Raw genomic sequence first — 18638 nt, forward strand, 5'->3', positions numbered from 1 at the left:
GGCAACCTTGGCGATCGCGCATCGACATCTCACGTCGGCGGCTTCTTCGCCGCTTTCGCGATTTCTTCGTCGCGCAGCTGGCGGCGCAGGATCTTGCCGATGGTGGATTGCGGCAGGGACGCACGGAACTCCACGATGCGCGGTACCTTGTACCCTGTGAGCTGCTGGCGGCAGAACTGGATCAACGCGGCTTCCGTGAGCGCGGGATCGCGCTTCACGATGAACACCTTCACGCGCTCGCCCTGCACCGGATCGGGCACGCCGATCGCCGCCACCTCGCGCACGCCGGGGTGCATCGCCACCACGTCCTCGATCTCGTTCGGATACACATTGAATCCCGACACGAGAATCATGTCCTTCTTGCGATCGACGAGACGGATATAGCCGCGCGCATCCATCACGCCGATGTCGCCGGTCGTGAGCCATCCATCGGCAAACACCGTTGCCGTTTCGTCCGGGCGATTCCAGTAGCCCTTCATCACTTGCGGACCCTTGACACAGAGCTCGCCGGCTTCGCCGATGCCGGCCCACGTCCCGTCGTCCCTGCGAAAGCGCACCTGCGTGGACGGCGCGGGCAGCCCTATCGATCCTTCCGGATGCGCCTCGTCCCCCCCTGCATGCGCGATATCGACGGGATTCATCGAAACGATCGGCGAGCATTCGGTGAGGCCGTAGCCTTCCACGACGGGCTTGCCCGTGACGGCCCGGAACCGGTCGGCGACGGCCTTCTGCATGGCCATGCCGCCCGCCATCGCGAGTTTGAGGCCCGAGAAGTCGCGCTGGCGGAACGCCGCGTTGTCGAGCAGCACGCTATAGAGCGTGTTGACCGCGCTGATGCAACTGAACGTCTCGTGCTCCAGTACCTTCATCACGCGCTTCGTGTCGCGCGGATTGGCGATCAGGATGTTGCGTCCGCCGAGTGCGAGGAAGATCAGCGCATTGATGGTGAGCGAATAGATGTGATAGAGCGGCAAGGGCGTAAGCACCGTCTCGGCGTTGGCGTCGAACTGGTTGCCAATCCACGCCTTCGCCTGCTGCACGTTCGAGAGCACGTTGCCGTGGGTGAGCATCGCGCCCTTCGCGACACCCGTGGTGCCGCCCGTGTACTGGAGGAACGCGAGATCGTCGGCGTGGGTCGCCACCGGCGCGTGCGGGGCGCGCGCGCCTTGCGCGAGTGCATCGAGCAGGCGCACCGCACGCGGCAGGTGGTAGGGCGGCACCATCTTCTTCACGTGGCGCAGCATGATGTTGACGAAACGGCCCTTGAGGTTCAGTCCTTCGCCCAGCAAGTCGCCGAGCGCCGTCACGACGATGCGTTGCACCTGCGTGCCGGGCAGCGCCGCTTCGAGCGTGGCGGCGAAGTTCTCGAACACGACGATGGTCTGCGCGCCGCTGTCCTGCAACTGATGCTCAAGCTCGCGCACGGTGTAGAGCGGGTTGACGTTGACGATCACGGCGCCGGCCTTGAGCGCGCCGAAGAGGGCAACCGGATACTGCAAGGTGTTGGGCAGCATGATCGCGACGCGCTCGCCCGGCTGCACGCCCGCGCCTTGCAGCCAGGACGCGAACGCCGTGGCCCTGCGGGCGAGCGCGGCGTAGGTCATCGGCGAGCCGGCGCTCACGTAGGCGATGCGCTCGCTGAAGCGCGCCGTGCAGTCGTCGAAGAAATGGGTGAGCGAAGCGTATTGGCTCGCGGCGATTTCGCGCGGCACGCCGGGAGGGTACGAGGCGTACCAGATGCCGTCGGTGTTGGGAGGGGCCGGCTGAGGTGTGACCGCCTGAGGTGCGGAAGCTGCCACGGGGCTCGCCGGATCGGGCTGGGGCGTTTCGCTCATGGTGGATCTCCGGACGGTAGGGCAACCGAGTGCCTTTCATCATGCAACGCCACGCGCCGTGCGGCCAGGAGGTCTTACCCGGTGTGCGGGCACGGGCGGCTCGACCATCGTCAAAACCAGCAAAAAAGGCCGTGCGGGCGAACCCGGCACGGCCTTTCATCGTGGTGCTGCGGTGCTGCGGTGCTGCGGTGCGGCGGTACGGCGCCGCGGGCACGTCAGACGCCCGACACCTCTTTCGCGGTCTGCGTCATGTCGATGCCTCGACGTTCGCGGCTGAACGGGATCAGCACCGCGATCACGATGGCGACCGTGCCGGCGACGATCGCCATGGCCATCGAGTAGTCCTGGTTGTGCGTTTCGGCGAGCGACGCCTGCAGCGTGGCGTTCACCGAGGCGAACAGGTTACCGAGCTGATAGACGAGGCCCGGGAAGGTCGCACGCACTTCGTCAGGCGAAATTTCGTTGAGGTGAACCGGGATCACGCCCCAGGCGCCCTGCACCGAAATCTGCATGAGGAACGCGCCGAGCGCGAGCAGCACCGGCCCTTGCGAGAATGCCCACAGCGGCAGCACCGGCAGCGCGATCAGCGCGGCGATGAAGATTGCCTTGCGGCGGCCGATACTTTCGGAAATCCGGCCGAAGAAGAGGCCACCCACGATCGCGCCGATATTGAGCACGATGGTGATGATCGAAACCGTGTGCGGATCGAAGTGATGCTGTTCGCGCAGGAAGGTCGGATACAGATCCTGCGTGCCGTGCGAGAAGAAGTTGAACGCCGTCATCAGCACGATGGCGTACAGGGAAAGCTTCCAGTTGTGCTTGAGCGTGGTGAGCAGGCTCGGACGCGCGCGCTTTGCCATCTCCTTGAAAGCCGGCGACTCGGGCACGTGCATACGCACATAGACCACGAGCAGCGCGGGCAGCACGCCGACGAAGAACATGCCACGCCAGCCGATGTACTGATACAGCACGCCGAACACGATCGAGGCGAGCAGATAGCCGCTCGGGTAGCCCGCCTGCAGCAGCCCGGAAATGATGCCGCGCGACTTGGGCGGAATGGTTTCCATGGTGAGCGCCGAGCCCACGCCCCATTCGCCGCCCATCGCGACGCCGAAGAGCCCGCGCAGGACGATGAAGGTCGCGAGGTTGGGCGAGAAGCCCGTGAGCAGTTCGAGGATCGAGTAGCACGCGATGTTGAGCATCAGCGTGGGACGGCGGCCGTATTTGTCGGCGAGGCGGCCGAATATCAGCGCGCCGAGCGGGCGCATGGCCAGTGTCAGCGTAATGGCAAATGCCACTGCCGGGATTTTGGTGTTGAATTCGGTGGCGATGTCTTTCAGAACGAAAACCATCAGAAAGAAATCGAATGCATCGAGCGTCCATCCCAGGTACGCCGCGATCGTGACGTTCTTCTGTTCACGCGTCCAGCTCATGTTGATTGTTCTCCTTTGATACTGGGGGCAATGCCATGTCTCCTGTCGATCGCAATCGGCGCTTGTGCACCTCGCGCGATCTCATGCACGTGTCGGCATTGCCTTGTGTGGCCTGGTTGTGTGGCTTGGGCGGCCCCCCCGCAATGGGCCACGCGCCAGCAGTGTACGCCCGGCATTAAACATTTGCATGCATCTTGACTGGAACCCGTAGTAATCCCTGGGGAATTCGGGTAAAGGCGAAAGCTTTTTGTTTTAGTCGTAATTTAAATGTAATTTAAATGAAGGAAACTCAATGCGCGAATCAGTTAATCGATGCGCATGAACGAATGCAAACGAGCGGGCATTTACCCGCTCGAATCGGACGAATGAGAGATATCGCGTGGACGGCGCCGCCGGCGCGTCGCAAAGAAAAACGGCGGCGCCGCGCTCGAAGCGCCGCGCCGCCGTTGTGCCGGCGATCAGACCCGGCGAGGCAACCCGCAATTAGAAGATGTTGCGAAAGCCGACGGCGACGCCGGTCTGGTTGTTGCGACCCGGGAAGTCGGCCGTCGCCGAGCCGGTGCCGCGCATGAAGTCGACCGTGCCATACACTTCGGTGCGCTTGGAGAGCGAGTACTCGGCCAGCAGTACTGCCGAGTAGCGCACACCGGTGCTGAGCGTCACGCCGTCTTCATTCAGGCCGTTCTTTGCGTGATCGTAGTAGTACGCTGCGGTCAGCAGCAGCGGCGAGCTAACCTGCCACGTTGCGCCCGCATAGAGACCGTTGTCGATACGGTTGGTTTTCGTCACGGGCGTCGCGAAGTTGATCGCCGCGGGCGAGTTCGCGGCTGCCATGTACTGGTCAACCACGCCGGTATTGTCCTGGCCCCACAGCCAACCCCCGTACAGGTGCACCGGACCGAGCGCATAGACTGCGCCGAGGTTGGCCACGCGGTACTTGTTGTTGTATGCGTCGCTATTCTGCTGGTAGCCCGCGAGCAGCGAGACCGGACCGGCTGCATAGGTGGCCGTGAAGCCGTACATGTTGCTCGCGCCGACGCTGCCCGCCACGCCGCCGAAGCTGTACATGCCTTCGACTTCGAGGCCGCCGAACTTGCCGTCGTACTTGACCGAGTTGTTCTCACGCAGACCGTAGCCGAGTGCGCCCGGCAGCCAGCCGTCCTGGTCGAAGTTGCCAACGGTCAGCGGGTCGAAGGTGTTACCCAGCTGATCGAACAGGGGCGTGTTCTGGCGGCCCATCGTGACCGTACCGTACTTGTTGCTCGACAGCCCCACGTACGCCATCCGGTTGAACAGCGTATTCGAGCTCGCCAGTTGGCCGTTCCAGAGGTTGAACCCGTTCTCGAGGCGGAACACGGCCGAGAGGCCGCCGCCCAGATCCTCGGAGCCCTTCAGGCCCCAGCGGCTGCCGGTGATCGGGCCTTGCGTCATCTGCAGCTCGTTGTCGTTGTGCGAGTTGGCGTTCGTGAGGTAGCGGATGCTGGTGTCGACGATGCCGTAGAGCGTGACCGAGCTTTGCGCGAAACTGTGCTGGCAAGCCAGTGCGAGGGCGAGGCCGCCGACGGCGGATGCGATCTGGGTGTGTCTCACGGTGAAATCCTTTTCTTCTGCTGCGTGTTGTCAGTCCGTCGGACCGCCGGGGTGCCGGAGCCCGAATTTTTCGTGTGCCGGCCAGTGGATGCTGGCCGGGGGGGCGATGATAGACGCTTGGTGAAGGGGTGAAAACGCGGGCTGTCGCGCGATTGCAACGGTTGCGCGCGCAATTAACTCCCCGCATGTTTGCTTTTTCAGCCTACCCAACCCGCATACGGCCGGTGGCAACAGCACAAATACCCTTTAATGAACGGTCGTGCTTTTCCCTATTTTTCTGACTAGCGGGCGTCGCTAGAATCGTTGGCATCTCATCGCGTTCCGCCATCCGGGAACGTCGGCCGGTCCACAAGACATCAAGGAGACGAAAGCATGCGGGTCAGGGATATGTTCGAGTTGGGCGGTCAGATCGCACTCATCACCGGCGGTTCGCGCGGGCTGGGTTTGCAGATGGCGCAGGCGCTCGGCGAGATGGGCTGCCACGTGGTGATCACGGCGCGCAAGGCCGACGAACTGGGCGAGGCGCAGAGCCATCTGCAGGCGCTCGGCATCAAGGCGACCACGATCGTGAGCGACCTGCAGCGCGCCGAGGCCGTCAAGCCGCTCGTGGACGAGACGCTGGCGGCCGGCGGTCAGATCGACATTCTCGTGAACAATGCGGGCGCTACGTGGGGCGCCCCCGCGGAGGATTATCCCGACGAGGCGTGGCACAAGGTCATGAACCTGAACGTGACCGCGCCGTTCTTCCTCGCGCGCGAAGTGGGCAAGCGCAGCATGATCCCGCGCCAGCGTGGCAAGATCATCAACGTGGCTTCGATTGCGGGCCTGAAGGGGTCGCTCGGGCCCATGCAGACCATCGCGTACAACACCTCGAAGGCGGCTGCCATCAACTTTACGCGTGCGCTGGCTGCCGAATGGGGCAAGTACAACATCAACGTGAATGCGATTTGCCCGGGGTTCTTTCCCTCGAAGATGTCGGCCGGGCTGCTCGACAAGCTGGGGCAGGTGGTGATCGACCATACGCCGTTGCACCGTCTCGGCGACGACGACGATCTCAAAGGCGCCGTGGTGTTTCTCGCGAGCCAGGCCTCGCGGCATATGACGGGTCAGTATCTCGCCGTGGATGGCGGCTCGAGCATCGTCTGATTGCGCATGGTAGGTGGCGCCGACCCTCAGCGAGCGGTTGGCGTCCGCATTCTTCACAAGTCTTGCCTGACGGAGCCCGCCATGTCCTCGTCCGCCCCGACGCTATCCGCATCTTCGCCGGCCTCGCCCCAGCCGGCCTCGCCGCATTGGCCCGCGCATCTTTCGCCGCATCTGAGCATTCCGCAAACGAACCTCTTCTATAACGCAGAGGTCTCGGCGGCGCGCTATCCCGACAAGCCGTTCATCGTTTTCTACGACACGCCCATTACGTTCGCGCAGTTCAAGGACGAGGCCGAGCGCATTGCCGGCTATCTGCAGCAGGAGTGCGGCGTGAAGGCCGGCGATCGCGTGCTGCTCTACATGCAGAACAGCCCGCAGTGGGTCATCGCTTACTACGGCATCCTGCGCGCCAACGCCGTGGTCGTGCCGGTCAATCCGATGAACCTCACCGAGGAACTCGCGCATTACGTGGAAGACAGCGGCGCGACGACGGCTTTCGTCGCGCAGGATCTCTACCCGCGTGTTGCGCCGCTCGTGCAGGAAGGCGAGGGCCTCAAGCACTTGCTCGTTGCGACGTATAGCGACTATCTGATGTGCGAGCCGTTTTCGCCGCCGCCCGAGTTCGTGAGCGCGCCGCGCACCGTGAGCGGCCCGGGCGTCGCGCACTGGGCCGACGTGCTCGAGGCGCGCTGCGTACCCGGAGCACTCACCGCCGGTCCCGACGACCTCTGCGTGATGCCCTACACCTCAGGCACGACGGGCAAGCCCAAAGGCTGCATGCACACGCATCGCAGCGTGATGGCGACGGCCGTGGGCGGCTGCAACTGGTTCGGAAGTAATCAGGATGCCGTACAACTTTCGGTACTGCCGCTCTTTCACGTAACCGGCATGCAGGGCGGCATGAACAGCCCGATCTACAACGGCTCGACCGTGGTGTTGCTGCCGCGTTGGGATCGCGACGCCGCGGCGCGTGCGATCGAGCATTACCGCATCAACGGCTGGCAGGCGATCTCGACGATGGTGGTGGACTTCATCTCGAACCCGCGCATTCACGAGTACGACCTGTCGAGCCTCGCCTGGATGCGCGGCGGCGGCGCGACGATGCCCGACGCGGTGGTGAAGAAGCTCAAGGATCTCACCGGGCTCGACTTCGTCGAGGGCTACGGCATGTCGGAAACCATGGCGGGCACCCATATCAATCCGCCGCAGCGCCCCAAGCCGCAGTGTCTCGGCATTCCGGTATTCGACGTCGACTCGCGTGTGATCGATCCGATCACGCTGGAGGAGGTGCCGCCAGGCGAGTCGGGCGAGCTGATCATGCATGCGCCGCAGGTGATGCAGGGCTACTGGCGCAACCCCAAGGCGACGAGCGAAGCGTTCATCGAGCGCGACGGCAAGCGTTTCCTGCGCACGGGCGACCTCGTGCGGCGCGATGAAGAGGGCTATTACTTCATGACCGACCGCCTCAAACGCATGATCAACGCGTCGGGCTACAAGGTCTGGCCGGCCGAGGTCGAGGCGCTGATGTACCGGCACCCGGCGATCAACGAGGTGTGCATCATCGGTGCGCAGGACGCGCGCCGCGGCGAGACCGTGAAGGCCGTGGTCGTGCTCGATCCGAAACAGGTCGGCAGCGTGAACGAAGACGACATCATCGCCTGGGCGCACGACAACATGGCCGCGTACAAGGCGCCGCGCATCGTGCAGTTCGTGGACGCGCTGCCGAAGTCGGGCAGCGGCAAAATTCTGTGGCGCAAGCTGCAGGAAGAAGAGGCCGAGGCGCGCGGCAACACCTGAGCGCGCAGGCCTGCGCGACTTCTCTTCGTTATCCTTCAATCTCGGGCCCGTCTGGATAGCGCGCTAGTGCGCGCCGATCCAGACGGGTTTCGTTCTCATCGGGCTCGCACGTTCGTGCGTGTGCATCAGGCGCCGGCAAGCGCGGGCAAGCCGCCTTCGCGCCAATCCTGCTCCATGGCGGCTGGCATGCCCCATTCCTGCGAACCGCGTTGAGCGGGCGCGCTCAGCGGCCATTCACCGGGCGCCTGCGCGTTCTTGCGGGCAAGGATCGCCTCGCACAGAAATTCCATGCTGTACGCCTTCAGCAGATGCGGGTGATTCGTCTCGATATAGGCGGCGACGCGCGCATGTTCACCGGCAATCGACGCGAGCGAATAGAGCGTGCGCGCATCCCAGCGAAAACGCAGGCCCAGCTCGGCAAATGCCGTATTGAATGCGCACAGCTGCGCTTCCAGTTGACGATCGTGGCGGGTGTCCAGGTGGCTCATGGCTGTCTCCTCATGTCGAGTGGCGTGAAGCAAGAGTAGAAGCGCCAATGAATAAACGATAGTTAAAGTTTTTTTCAAAAAATATAAGAAAAGATGTATGGATTGCGGGTAAGCCCGCGAATCGCACGCGACACGCACCCCGGTACGCGTAAACCCCGCTTAGCCACGAGCGTGTTACTGATATATTGTATTGTAAATATGAAATTCCTCAGCAGCGCCGGCTAAACAGAACGTTGGAGACAAGCGACCGATGTCCGCCGAAAGAGAACTCGTCACCGGGATGCCCCCGGTCACCTTGACGCTGGAGCCGATCAACGCAACCGCTTCGCTGCGCGATCAGGCTTACGCGAAGCTCAAGCAGGCCATTGCCGAAACCGATATCTACCGCTCGCGAGACGAGATCCGGCTAGACGAGAAGGAATTGACCGAGAAGCTCGGCGTGAGCCGGACGCCGGTTCGCGAGGCGATGACGCTGCTGGAACAGGAGGGCTTTCTGCGCACGGTGCCGCGCCGCGGTGTTTACATCCTGCGCAAGACGCGCAAGGAGATCGTCGAAATGATCTATATGTGGGCCGCGCTCGAAAGCATCGCCGCACGTCTCGCCACGCAGCGCGCCTCGGACGACGACATCGCGGGACTGCGGCGCATGTTCGCGACCTTCGGCGATTCGACGCCCTCGGACCATATCGAGGAATACTCGGAAGCGAACATCATGTTTCACCAGTCACTGGTGGAGCTTTCGAAGTCGCCCATCATCGTCGACACCATCAAGAACATCTTCATGCATGTGCGCGCGATCCGGCGTATGACGATCGCGCAGAGCGATCGCGCGTCGCGCTCGATCGTCGAGCACATGCGCATTATCGAAGCGCTCGAGGCGCGCGACACCGAGCGTGTCGAGCAGCTCGTGCGGCAGCACTCGATCGAACTCGCGCTGTTCGTGGAAGCCAACTGCGATTTTCTGGACTGAAGCGTAGGGCGCGCCGCGTCGAGCCGCTGGTTCATATCGGTTCGACGCATGCGTCAGCGGCATCGATACACAGATCGTCTGAATAGGAGTCGCGATGCTGAAGGAAAGGTATGGAGTCCGTAACGAGTTCGTCAGGACGTTTGGACCGATTGAAGGCGCCTGCCCATGGTGTGCCGCATCAAAGTTTGCCGCTTTGCGGGCGCTCGCGCGAGACAGCAACGGTGCAGCGCGGCGCGACGCAGTGCAGCAAACGCGGCATGGGTAAAAAAACGTCTTGACTAATATTGTGTGTGGAATATTGTATATCACGAATCACGCAACGCCCCGCCAAAGAGGAGACGTCATGGCAGAAGCAGGCATCAACGAGGCACAGCAGAACCCTGTGCCGGAAGCGCAGCAAACGACCGATGGCTTTCATCTCGTCATCGACGCGCTGAAACTCAACGATATCGACACGATCTTCGGTCTTGTCGGTATTCCGATTACCGATCTCGCCCGTCTCGCGCAGGCCGAGGGCATGCGCTTCATCGGCTTCCGGCACGAGCAGAACGCCGGCAACGCCGCGGCCGTGGCGGGCTACATGACGAAGAAGCCGGGCATCTGCCTGACTGTCTCCGCGCCGGGTTTCCTCAACGGCCTCACGGCACTGGCCAACGCGACCACGAACTGCTTCCCGATGATCCTCATCAGCGGTTCGAGCGAGCGCGAGATCGTCGACCTGCAGCAGGGCGACTACGAAGAGATGGACCAACTCAACGCGGCGAAGCCTTATGCCAAGGCGGCGTATCGCGTGCTGCACGCCGAGGACATCGGCGTCGGCGTGGCGCGCGCGATTCGCGCGGCCGTCTCGGGCCGCCCCGGCGGCGTGTATCTCGACCTGCCGGCCAAGCTGCTCGCGCAAACCATCGACGCGGTGAAGGGTCAGCAGTCGCTCATCAAGGTCGTCGACGCGGCGCCGCGCCAGCTTCCCGCACCGGATGCGGTGCAACGCGCTATCGACGTGCTCAGGAATGCGAAGCGTCCGCTGATCCTGCTCGGCAAGGGCGCCGCCTACGCCCAGGCCGACGCGCAAATCCGCGAGCTGGTCGAGAAGAGCGGCATTCCGTACCTGCCGATGTCGATGGCCAAGGGCCTCCTGCCCGACACGCACGAGCAGTCGGCGTCGGCCGCGCGCTCGTTCGTGCTGGCCGAGTCGGACGCCGTGGTGCTGATCGGCGCGCGCCTGAACTGGCTGCTCTCGCATGGCAAGGGCAAGACCTGGGGCGCGGCCGCCGGACCGAAGCAGTTCGTGCAGATCGACATCGCGCCGACGGAAATCGACAGCAACGTCGCCATCGAAGCGCCCGTGATCGGCGACATCGGTTCATGCGTGGAAGCGCTCGTTGCAGCCCTCGGCAATGACTTCCCGAAGCCGCCGGCCGAGTGGCTCGATGCCGTGGCCGAACGCAAGAACAAGAACCTGGAAAAGATGGCCGCGACGCTCGCGAAGAACCCGTCGCCGATGAACTTCCACAGCGCGCTGCGCGCCATCCGCGACGTGCTCAAGACGCGCCCCGACATCAACGTGGTCAATGAAGGCGCGAACACGCTCGACTACGCGCGCAGCATCATCGACATGTACCAGCCGCGCAAGCGCTTCGACTCGGGGACGTGGGGGATCATGGGCATCGGCATGGGCTTCGCGATCGGCGCAGCCGTGACGAGCGGCACCCAGGTCGTGGCGATCGAGGGCGACAGCGCGTTCGGCTTCTCGGGCATGGAACTGGAGACGATCTGCCGCTACAACCTGCCGGTCTGCACCATCGTGTTCAACAACAACGGCGTGTATCGCGGCACGGACGTCAACCCGAGCGGCGGCTGCGACGTCGCGCCGACGGTGTTCGTGAAGAACGCACGCTACGACAAGATGATCGAGGCATTCGGCGGCATCGGCCATCAGGCGACGACGCCCGAAGAACTCACGAGCGCGCTGCTCGAGGCGATCGCATCGGGCAAGCCCACTTTGATCAACGCAGTCATCGACGAATCGGCCGGGACCGAAAGCGGTCGTCTCACGAATCTGAATCCGCAAAGCGCGGCAATGAAGAAATAAGCCCCCATAGATCAGGTAGACCAGGAGATACGAGAAATGAGCAAACCCCTCGACGGTATCAAGATCATCGACTTCACGCACGTACAGGCCGGTCCCGCCTGCACGCAGATGCTCGCGTGGTTCGGTGCGGACGTGATCAAGGTGGAGCGCCCGGGCGCCGGCGACGTGACGCGCTCGCAGCTGCGCGACATTCCCGAAGTGGACGCGCTGTACTTCACCATGCTCAACAGCAACAAGCGCTCGCTCACGCTTGACACGAAGAAGCCCGAAGGCAAGGAAGTGCTGGAGAAGCTGATTCGCGAATCGGACGTGATGGTCGAAAACTTCGGCCCCGGCGCGCTGGACCGCATGGGCTTCACGTGGGAGCGCATCAAGGAACTCAATCCGAAGATGATCGTCGCTTCGGTGAAGGGCTTCAGCGAAGGCCACCACTACGACGACCTCAAGGTCTACGAGAACGTCGCACAGTGCGCGGGCGGCGCGGCTTCGACCACGGGCTTCTGGGACGGTCCGCCCACGGTGAGCGCCGCTGCGCTCGGCGACAGCAACACGGGCATGCACCTCGCCATCGGCATTCTCACGGCGCTGATCGGCCGCGACAAGACCGGCAAGGGCCAGAAGGTGGCCGTGTCGATGCAGGACAGCGTGGTCAACCTGTGCCGCGTGAAGCTACGCGACCAGCAGCGTCTGGACCGCTTGGGCTTCCTCGAGGAATACCCGCAGTACCCGCACGGCACCTTCAGCGACGTCGTGCCGCGCGGTGGCAATGCGGGCGGCGGAGGCCAGCCGGGCTGGGTTCTGAAGTGCAAGGGCTGGGAGACGGACCCGAACGCGTACATCTACTTCACGGTGCAGGGTCACGCGTGGGAGCCGATCTGCCGCGCCCTGGGCAAACCCGAATGGATCGACGATCCGAACTACGCTACGGCGCAGGCGCGTCAGCCGCATATCTTCGACATCTTCGCGACGATCGAAGCGTGGCTCGCCGACAAGACCAAGTTCGAAGCGGTCGACATCCTGCGCAAGTTCGACATTCCGTGCGCGCCGGTGCTCAGCATGAAGGAAATTGCCAATGACCCGTCGCTGCGCGCTAGCGGTACTATCGTCGAAGTGCCGCACAAGGAGCGAGGTTCGTACCTCACGGTGGGCAGCCCAATCAAGTTCTCGGACCTGAAGCCGGAGATCACGGGTTCGCCGCTGCTCGGCGAGCACACCGACCAGGTGCTGGCCGACCTCGGCTACACGCCGCAGCAGATCGCGGCGCTGCACGAGGTGCGCGCGGTTTGAGTTCCGCATCGAGTTCCACAAGTTGAACGCAGCTCGCAGGAAGCGGGCGTGGCCCACGCTGCGCCCGCGCAGCACCGCAATACCAGACTGGCTGGCAGGACGCCGCGCGGCATGTGCAATGCGTGCCGCGCGACGACGATAAACGACTCACCCCACATAGTCATCGCCATGCAATCCGCCATCGATTTCGAGCAGCTCGCAAACGCCATCGGGGACGCCATCGTCATCTCGGACGCAGCCGGCGACATCACCTTCTGGAATCCGGCGGCCACGCGCATGTTCGGCTATACCCAGGATGAAGCGCTCGGCAAGACGCTCGACGTGATCATTCCCGAGCGGCTGCGCGGGCGCCACTGGGAGGGCTATCACAAGACGATGGCGACCGGCCAGACGCGCTATGGCAACGACGTGCTGCGCGTGCCGGCCGTGGACAAGGCGGGCAAGGCGCTGTCCATTGCCTTCACCGTGGCGTTGCTGCACTCGCCGCAAGGCGAACTCGACGGCATCGTCGCCGTGATCCGTGACGAGACGGTGCGCTTTCAGGAAGAGCGCGCGCTCAAGAAACGCATCACCGAACTCGAAGCACAGGCCCAGCAATCCTGAATCCTCGGGAGCTCTTCGATGCACACCGAAAGACTCGGACAATTCGAGGTCGAACTCTCGGCCCGGCAAATGATTCACAACGGCGGCTGGGCCGCGTTCGCCGCGATCCACGCGGTCGAGCCCGCTGCCGACGAACCGGCGGCCGCAGTCTTGCCCCGTCAATGGGTAGTCGACGAAACCGTATTCGAAAGCGAGGCGGCTGCGATTGCCGGCGCACGGCAGGCGGCGCTCGCCTTTCTCAAGAGCGGCAATTCGCCCAGCCTGGGCGCATCATAGGGCAAAGCCCTCATCGATCCGCGGCACATAGAATTCCAACATGGGGCCGGACCAAGGCGCTAAAGCGCCAACTCCGGCCGAGACAGGAGACGTTTCATGAAGTCGTGGCTACGCTTTCGGCGCGCCAGATGCATTGGCGCGCCGCCGATTCCGTTTGTTCTCGCCGCAGCGCACTCTGTTGTGAAGCACGGAGGCGCATCATGGCGTTGACGATTGCCGTCCCCCGCGAGACACACGAAAGCGAACGCCGCGTCGCGGCGACGCCAGAAAGTGTGGCACAACTAATCAAGCTCGGTTACGCCGTCGAGGTGGAAACGACGGCGGGCATGAGTGCGTCCTACCCGGACGACGCCTACCGCGCGGCGGGCGCGCGCGTCGTGGACGACGCGCAAGCGCTCCTGAGCGGTGCGGATATCGTCGTCAAGGTGCGTCCGCCTTCGCGCGAAGAAGTGCAGCGCCTGAGGCCCGGCGCGACGTTGATCGGTTTCATCTGGCCCGCGCAAAACGCTGTGCTGCTCGAACAACTCGCGGCGCGCGAGGTCACGGTGCTCGCGATGGACTGCGTGCCGCGCATCTCGCGCGCGCAGAAGCTCGACGCGCTGAGTTCGATGGCGAACATGGCCGGCTATCGCGCGGTCGTCGAGGCGGCCCAGCATTTCGGGCGCGTTTTCACGGGGCAGATCACGGCGGCCGGCAAGATGCCGCCGGCCAAGGTGCTCGTGATCGGCGCGGGCGTGGCGGGGCTCGCGGCGATCGGCGCCGCGCGCGGTCTTGGCGCCATCGTGCGCGCGTTCGATACGCGCCCCGAAGTCGGCCAGCAGGTCGAAAGCATGGGCGCGGAGTTCCTGAGCATCGACATCGAGGAAGAGGGCGGCGGCTCGGGAGGGTACGCCAAACAGATGAGCGCGAAGTTCATCGAAGCGGAGATGGCGCTGTTCGAGGCCCAGGCGCGCGAGGTCGACATCATCATCACGACGGCGCTGATTCCCGGCAAACCGGCGCCGCGCCTCATCGACGCGAAGACGGTGGCGTGCATGCGCGCAGGCAGCGTGATCGTCGACATGGCGGCCGAGCAGGGCGGCAACTGCGAATTCACCCGCCCCGGTGAAGTCGTGAATGCGAACGGCGTGACCGTGATCGGTTACACGGATCTGCCAAGCCGCATGGCGAACCAGTCGAGCCAGCTCTACGCGACCAATATCCGCCATCTGCTGACCGATCTCACGCCCGCGAAGGACGGCGAGCTGAAGCTCGACATGGACGACGTCGTGCAGCGCGGCACCACCGTCATGCAGCACGGCCGGGTGTGCTGGCCACCGCCGCCGGTGCAGGTCTCGGCTACGCCGCAAGCGGCTGCGCAGGCGAAGCCCGTTGCCGTCGCGACTGGCAACGCGAAAGAGGCCACCGCGCAGGCCGCGCGCCGCAACGGCGTCTGGTCGCTCGCGGCGCTCGCCGTCGCCGCGCTGCTGCTGCTCGCGCTCGGCGCGGTCGCGCCGCCCGCGTTCGTCGCGCACTTCACGGTGTTCGTGCTGGCCGTGTTCGTCGGCTATCAGGTGGTCTGGAACGTCACGCCCTCGTTGCATACGCCGCTCATGAGCGTGACGAATGCGATCAGCGGGATCATCGTGATCGGCGCGTTGCTGCATCCGGGCAACGCCAGCACGATCGTGACCGTGCTGGCGGGCATTGCACTCGTCGTCGCGACCATCAACATCGCGGGCGGCTTTCTCGTCACCCAGCGCATGCTGAAGATGTTCCAACGGACCTGAGGAGACGTCATGCTCAACGGAATTGGCAACATGGCGTGGCTCGGCGCGGCGACGCTCTTCATCCTCAGCCTGCGCGGGCTGAGTCATCCCGCCAGTGCGCGGCGCGGCAACCTCTATGGCGTGACCGGCATGGTGATCGCCGTGCTCGCCACGCTGCTCGTCACGGGCGGTGCGGGCCTGCAAATCGCGCTCATCGCCGCATTGGTGGGCGGCGGGCTCGGCGCGACGCTCGCGCGCCGCGTGGAGATGACGCAGATGCCGCAGCTCGTCGCCGTGCTGCACAGCTTCGTCGGCCTCGCGGCCACGCTCATCGCCTTTGCGAACTTTCTCTCGCCAAAGATCGCGATGAGCGGCGTCGAGCGCGCGATTCACGACACCGAGATCTATGTCGGCGCCTTCATCGGCACGGTCACGTTCAGCGGTTCGATTGTCGCGTTCCTGAAGCTGCAGGGCACGGTGAGCGGCAAGCCGCTCGTGCTGCCCGCGCGGCATCTGCTCAACGCGGTCGTGCTGGGCGCGTGCATCGTGCTCGGTTATCGCTTCGTCAGTGCTCCCGATGGCGGCGACGCACTTTACGCGCTGATCGTGATGTGCGTGCTCGCGGCGGCGCTCGGCGTGCACCTCGTGATGGCGATCGGCGGCGCGGACATGCCCGTGGTGGTCTCGATGCTCAACAGCTATTCGGGCTGGGCCGCTGCGGCAACGGGCTTCATGCTCGACAACGATCTGCTCGTCACGACGGGCGCGCTGGTGGGATCGAGCGGCGCGATTCTCAGCTACATCATGTGCCGCGCGATGAATCGCAGTTTCGTTTCGGTGATCCTCGGCGGCTTCGGCGCGGTGAGTTCAACGGCCAGCGAGGCTCCGCAGGGCGAAGTCGTGGCGACCAGCGTGGACGAAGTCGGCTCGCTGTTGCGCGACGCGCAGGAAGTCGTGATCGTGCCGGGCTATGGCATGGCCGTCGCGCAGGCGCAAGGCACCATCAGCGAGATCACGCGGCGGCTGCGCGCGTTGGGCATTCGCGTGCGTTTCGGCATTCACCCTGTTGCGGGGCGCTTGCCTGGCCACATGAACGTGCTGCTCGCGGAAGCGAAGGTGCCTTACGACATCGTGCTCGAAATGGACGAAATCAACGAAGACTTCACGAGCACCGACGTCGTGCTCGTGATCGGCGCGAACGATATCGTCAATCCGGGCGCGCAGGAGGATGCGGGCAGCCCGATCGCCGGCATGCCGGTGCTGGAGGTGTGGAAGGCGCGCACCGTGGTCGTCTCCAAGCGCAGCATGGCGACGGGCTACGCGGGCGTGGACAATCCGCTCTTCTATAAGGACAACACACGAATGCTGTTTGGCGATGCGAAGGGCAGCGTCGACGCGCTGCTGCGGCAACTCGAAGCGGCTTGACGTTTGAAGCAAGGCGCGGCGGACCTAGGTCTGCCGCGCTGGCTGTAACGCGGGAAATGGCGCACGCACCGGCGTCGAGGCGGTGCGAGACAGGCCCGCGCGCAATCACAACGGACGGAGACAGACAACGTGGCATATACCGATCGTATCGATGGCGGCTACACGGCCCGGCGGCACAACCGCTGGGTGCAGCTCGTCGCCGGCATTCTCTGCATGGGGCTCGTGGCGAACCTGCAGTACGCGTGGACGCTTTTCGTCGTGCCGATGGACGCACGGCATCACTGGGGGCAGGCTGCGATCCAGCTCGCCTTCTCGATTTTCATCGTGACCGAAACCTGGCTCGTGCCCGTGGAGGGCTGGCTGGTCGACCGCTTCGGCCCGCGCCCCGTGGTCATGGGCGGCGCGTGCTGCGTGGCGCTCGGCTGGGTGCTCGACGCGTGGGCGCCTGCGCTGCCGGTGCTCTACGCCGCGGCAGTGATCTCGGGCATCGGTGCGGGGTGCGTGTACGGCACGTGCGTCGGCACCGCGCTCAAATGGTTTCCCGACCGGCGCGGTCTCGCCGCCGGCATGACGGCGGCAGGCTTCGGCGCAGGCGCAGCGCTCACGGTCATTCCGATCTCGAACATGATCCAGCAATCGGGCTATGAGCGCGCGTTCGTGTTCTTCGGACTCCTGCAAGGTGCCTGCATCATGTTGCTCGCGCTGGTGATGGTTCGGCCGAAGCCCCCCGCACACGCGGCAGGCATGAAGCGCATCGTGGCGACGAAGACCGACTATACGACGAAGCAAATGGTGCGCGCGCCTGTCTTCTGGGTGATGTACGCGATGTTTGTCTGCGTGGCGGCGGGCGGCATCATCGCGACGGCGCAGATCGGCCCGATCGCGAAGAGCTACGGCTTCGCCTCGATGCCGGTCACGCTCGTCGCGGCGACGTTGCCGCTGCTCACCATGACGCTTTCGATCAACAATCTCTGCAACGGCTTCACGCGGCCGCTGTGCGGGCTCATTTCGGATCGCATCGGCCGCGAGAATACGATGTTCATCACGTTTCTCGGCGAGGGGCTCGCGCTGCTGGGCTTGCGCGCGTTCGGCCACGACCCGTATCTCTTCATGCTGTTCTCGGGGCTCGTGTTTCTGTTCTACGGCGACATCTTTTCGAACTTTCCGGCGACCTGCGCCGATACGTTCGGCGCGAAATACGCGGCCGGCAACGCGGGCACGCTCTATACCGCGAAGGGGACCGCGGCGATGCTCGTGCCCGTCGCGACGCTGCTGGCGATTCACGGCGGCTGGAACATGGTGTTCGACATGGTCGCCTGCGTGGCGATGATGGCGGGCGTGAGCGCCAAGGTGATCTTGCAGCCGATGCGTCGGCGCTGGATCTTTGAGTCGGGTGAGGAGGCGCGGATTGCCGATTCGGCGTTCGTCCCTTCGCCACTGGGCTCGCATGAGTGAGCGCGGTTGATGGGCACGCCCTGAAGCGCTATGGGCGGGCGGTGCGGACCTGATCGCGACGCAGGTCCGCATCGGCGGGCCGCTCGTTTTCCAGCCCGAGATGGGCGTAATGCCCTCGCTGGCGCTCTTGTCAGTGCTCGGGCAGCCGGGTTGCGAGCAGCCAGGTCGCGGCAGCGCCAAAGCTGACGGCGACGATCGCTGCGACGACAACGAATTCCATTCGGTCTTCCTCAATCGACTTGTCATGGGTTTGCACGCACGCACGCGCCGTGCCGTGGGGCAATGCATACCATGAAACATAACGAAGAGAGGCAAGCGGATCCCGGCCGAAAAAACAAAAAAGCCCGCAGATTTGCGGGCTTTTTCGATGAATCCTGTGTGCTGCTCGTTCTGCTTGATGAGACGTGGTGCCCAGGAGAGGACTCGAACCTCCACAGTGTTGCCACCGCCAGGACCTGAACCTGGTGCGTCTACCAATTCCGCCACCTGGGCA

At 64.2% G+C, this 18638-nt stretch carries 14 protein-coding genes and 1 tRNA gene; 10 read left to right on the forward strand and 5 right to left on the reverse strand.

Annotated elements, in window-relative coordinates:
* Positions 1–29: 29 nt before the first annotated feature.
* From AB4Y44_RS28790 to AB4Y44_RS28800, 3 genes are all read right to left on the reverse strand, one after another.
* Positions 30–1835, reverse strand: coding sequence for an AMP-binding protein (locus AB4Y44_RS28790; protein ID WP_368701505.1), 1806 nt, complete (start codon positions 1833–1835; stop codon positions 30–32).
* 215 nt (positions 1836–2050) lie between these two features.
* Positions 2051–3268 carry an MFS transporter gene (locus AB4Y44_RS28795; protein WP_342920635.1) on the reverse strand — a complete coding sequence of 406 codons (1218 nt, stop codon included), beginning with the start codon at positions 3266–3268 and terminating at the stop codon, positions 2051–2053.
* A 483-nt stretch (positions 3269–3751) separates the two neighbouring features.
* Positions 3752–4858, reverse strand: a complete 1107-nt coding sequence (locus AB4Y44_RS28800; RefSeq protein ID WP_342920634.1) for a porin — start codon at positions 4856–4858, stop codon at positions 3752–3754.
* Positions 4859–5230: 372 nt separating this feature from the next.
* Between AB4Y44_RS28800 and AB4Y44_RS28805 the strand changes: the two genes are divergently transcribed.
* Both AB4Y44_RS28805 and AB4Y44_RS28810 read left to right on the forward strand, forming a co-directional pair.
* Positions 5231–6004 (forward strand): SDR family oxidoreductase, encoded by a 774-nt coding sequence (locus AB4Y44_RS28805; protein WP_368701506.1) that lies wholly within the window; start codon positions 5231–5233, stop codon positions 6002–6004.
* An 81-nt stretch (positions 6005–6085) separates the two neighbouring features.
* Positions 6086–7801 carry a long-chain fatty acid--CoA ligase gene (locus AB4Y44_RS28810; protein WP_368701507.1) on the forward strand — a complete coding sequence of 572 codons (1716 nt, stop codon included), beginning with the start codon at positions 6086–6088 and terminating at the stop codon, positions 7799–7801.
* Positions 7802–7926: 125 nt separating this feature from the next.
* On the opposite strand, the gene AB4Y44_RS28815 is transcribed toward AB4Y44_RS28810, so the two are convergent.
* Positions 7927–8289 carry a hypothetical protein gene (locus AB4Y44_RS28815; protein ID WP_342920632.1) on the reverse strand — a complete coding sequence of 121 codons (363 nt, stop codon included), beginning with the start codon at positions 8287–8289 and terminating at the stop codon, positions 7927–7929.
* 250 nt (positions 8290–8539) lie between these two features.
* Here AB4Y44_RS28815 and AB4Y44_RS28820 point away from each other — a divergent pair, with 250 nt between their 5' ends.
* The 8 genes from AB4Y44_RS28820 to oxlT all read left to right on the forward strand — a co-directional run bounded on the left by AB4Y44_RS28820 (position 8540) and on the right by oxlT (position 18145).
* On the forward strand, positions 8540–9259 hold the full coding sequence (locus tag AB4Y44_RS28820; RefSeq protein ID WP_368686422.1) for a GntR family transcriptional regulator: 720 nt from the start codon (positions 8540–8542) through the stop codon (positions 9257–9259).
* A 343-nt stretch (positions 9260–9602) separates the two neighbouring features.
* Entirely contained in the window at positions 9603–11351 is a 1749-nt protein-coding gene (gene oxc, locus AB4Y44_RS28825) for an oxalyl-CoA decarboxylase (RefSeq protein ID WP_342920630.1), read from the forward strand.
* Positions 11352–11387: 36 nt separating this feature from the next.
* Positions 11388–12638, forward strand: coding sequence for a formyl-CoA transferase (gene frc, locus AB4Y44_RS28830; RefSeq protein WP_342920629.1), 1251 nt, complete (start codon positions 11388–11390; stop codon positions 12636–12638).
* A 168-nt stretch (positions 12639–12806) separates the two neighbouring features.
* Positions 12807–13241 carry a PAS domain-containing protein gene (locus AB4Y44_RS28835; protein WP_342920628.1) on the forward strand — a complete coding sequence of 145 codons (435 nt, stop codon included), beginning with the start codon at positions 12807–12809 and terminating at the stop codon, positions 13239–13241.
* Positions 13242–13259: 18 nt separating this feature from the next.
* Positions 13260–13517 (forward strand): hypothetical protein, encoded by a 258-nt coding sequence (locus AB4Y44_RS28840; protein ID WP_342920627.1) that lies wholly within the window; start codon positions 13260–13262, stop codon positions 13515–13517.
* A gap of 200 nt (positions 13518–13717) precedes the next feature.
* Complete coding sequence (locus AB4Y44_RS28845) at positions 13718–15286, forward strand: Re/Si-specific NAD(P)(+) transhydrogenase subunit alpha (protein WP_368701508.1); 1569 nt, start codon at positions 13718–13720, stop codon at positions 15284–15286.
* A 9-nt stretch (positions 15287–15295) separates the two neighbouring features.
* Positions 15296–16690 carry an NAD(P)(+) transhydrogenase (Re/Si-specific) subunit beta gene (locus AB4Y44_RS28850; RefSeq protein WP_368701509.1) on the forward strand — a complete coding sequence of 465 codons (1395 nt, stop codon included), beginning with the start codon at positions 15296–15298 and terminating at the stop codon, positions 16688–16690.
* Positions 16691–16819: 129 nt separating this feature from the next.
* Positions 16820–18145 (forward strand): oxalate/formate MFS antiporter, encoded by a 1326-nt coding sequence (gene oxlT / locus AB4Y44_RS28855; protein WP_342920624.1) that lies wholly within the window; start codon positions 16820–16822, stop codon positions 18143–18145.
* 405 nt (positions 18146–18550) lie between these two features.
* On the opposite strand, the gene AB4Y44_RS28860 is transcribed toward oxlT, so the two are convergent.
* Positions 18551–18637, reverse strand: a tRNA-Leu gene (locus AB4Y44_RS28860).
* Between the last annotated feature and the right edge of the window lies 1 nt (position 18638).

Source organism: Paraburkholderia sp. BR10937 (genome assembly GCF_040965695.1).
Classification (GTDB): Bacteria; Pseudomonadota; Gammaproteobacteria; order Burkholderiales; family Burkholderiaceae; genus Paraburkholderia.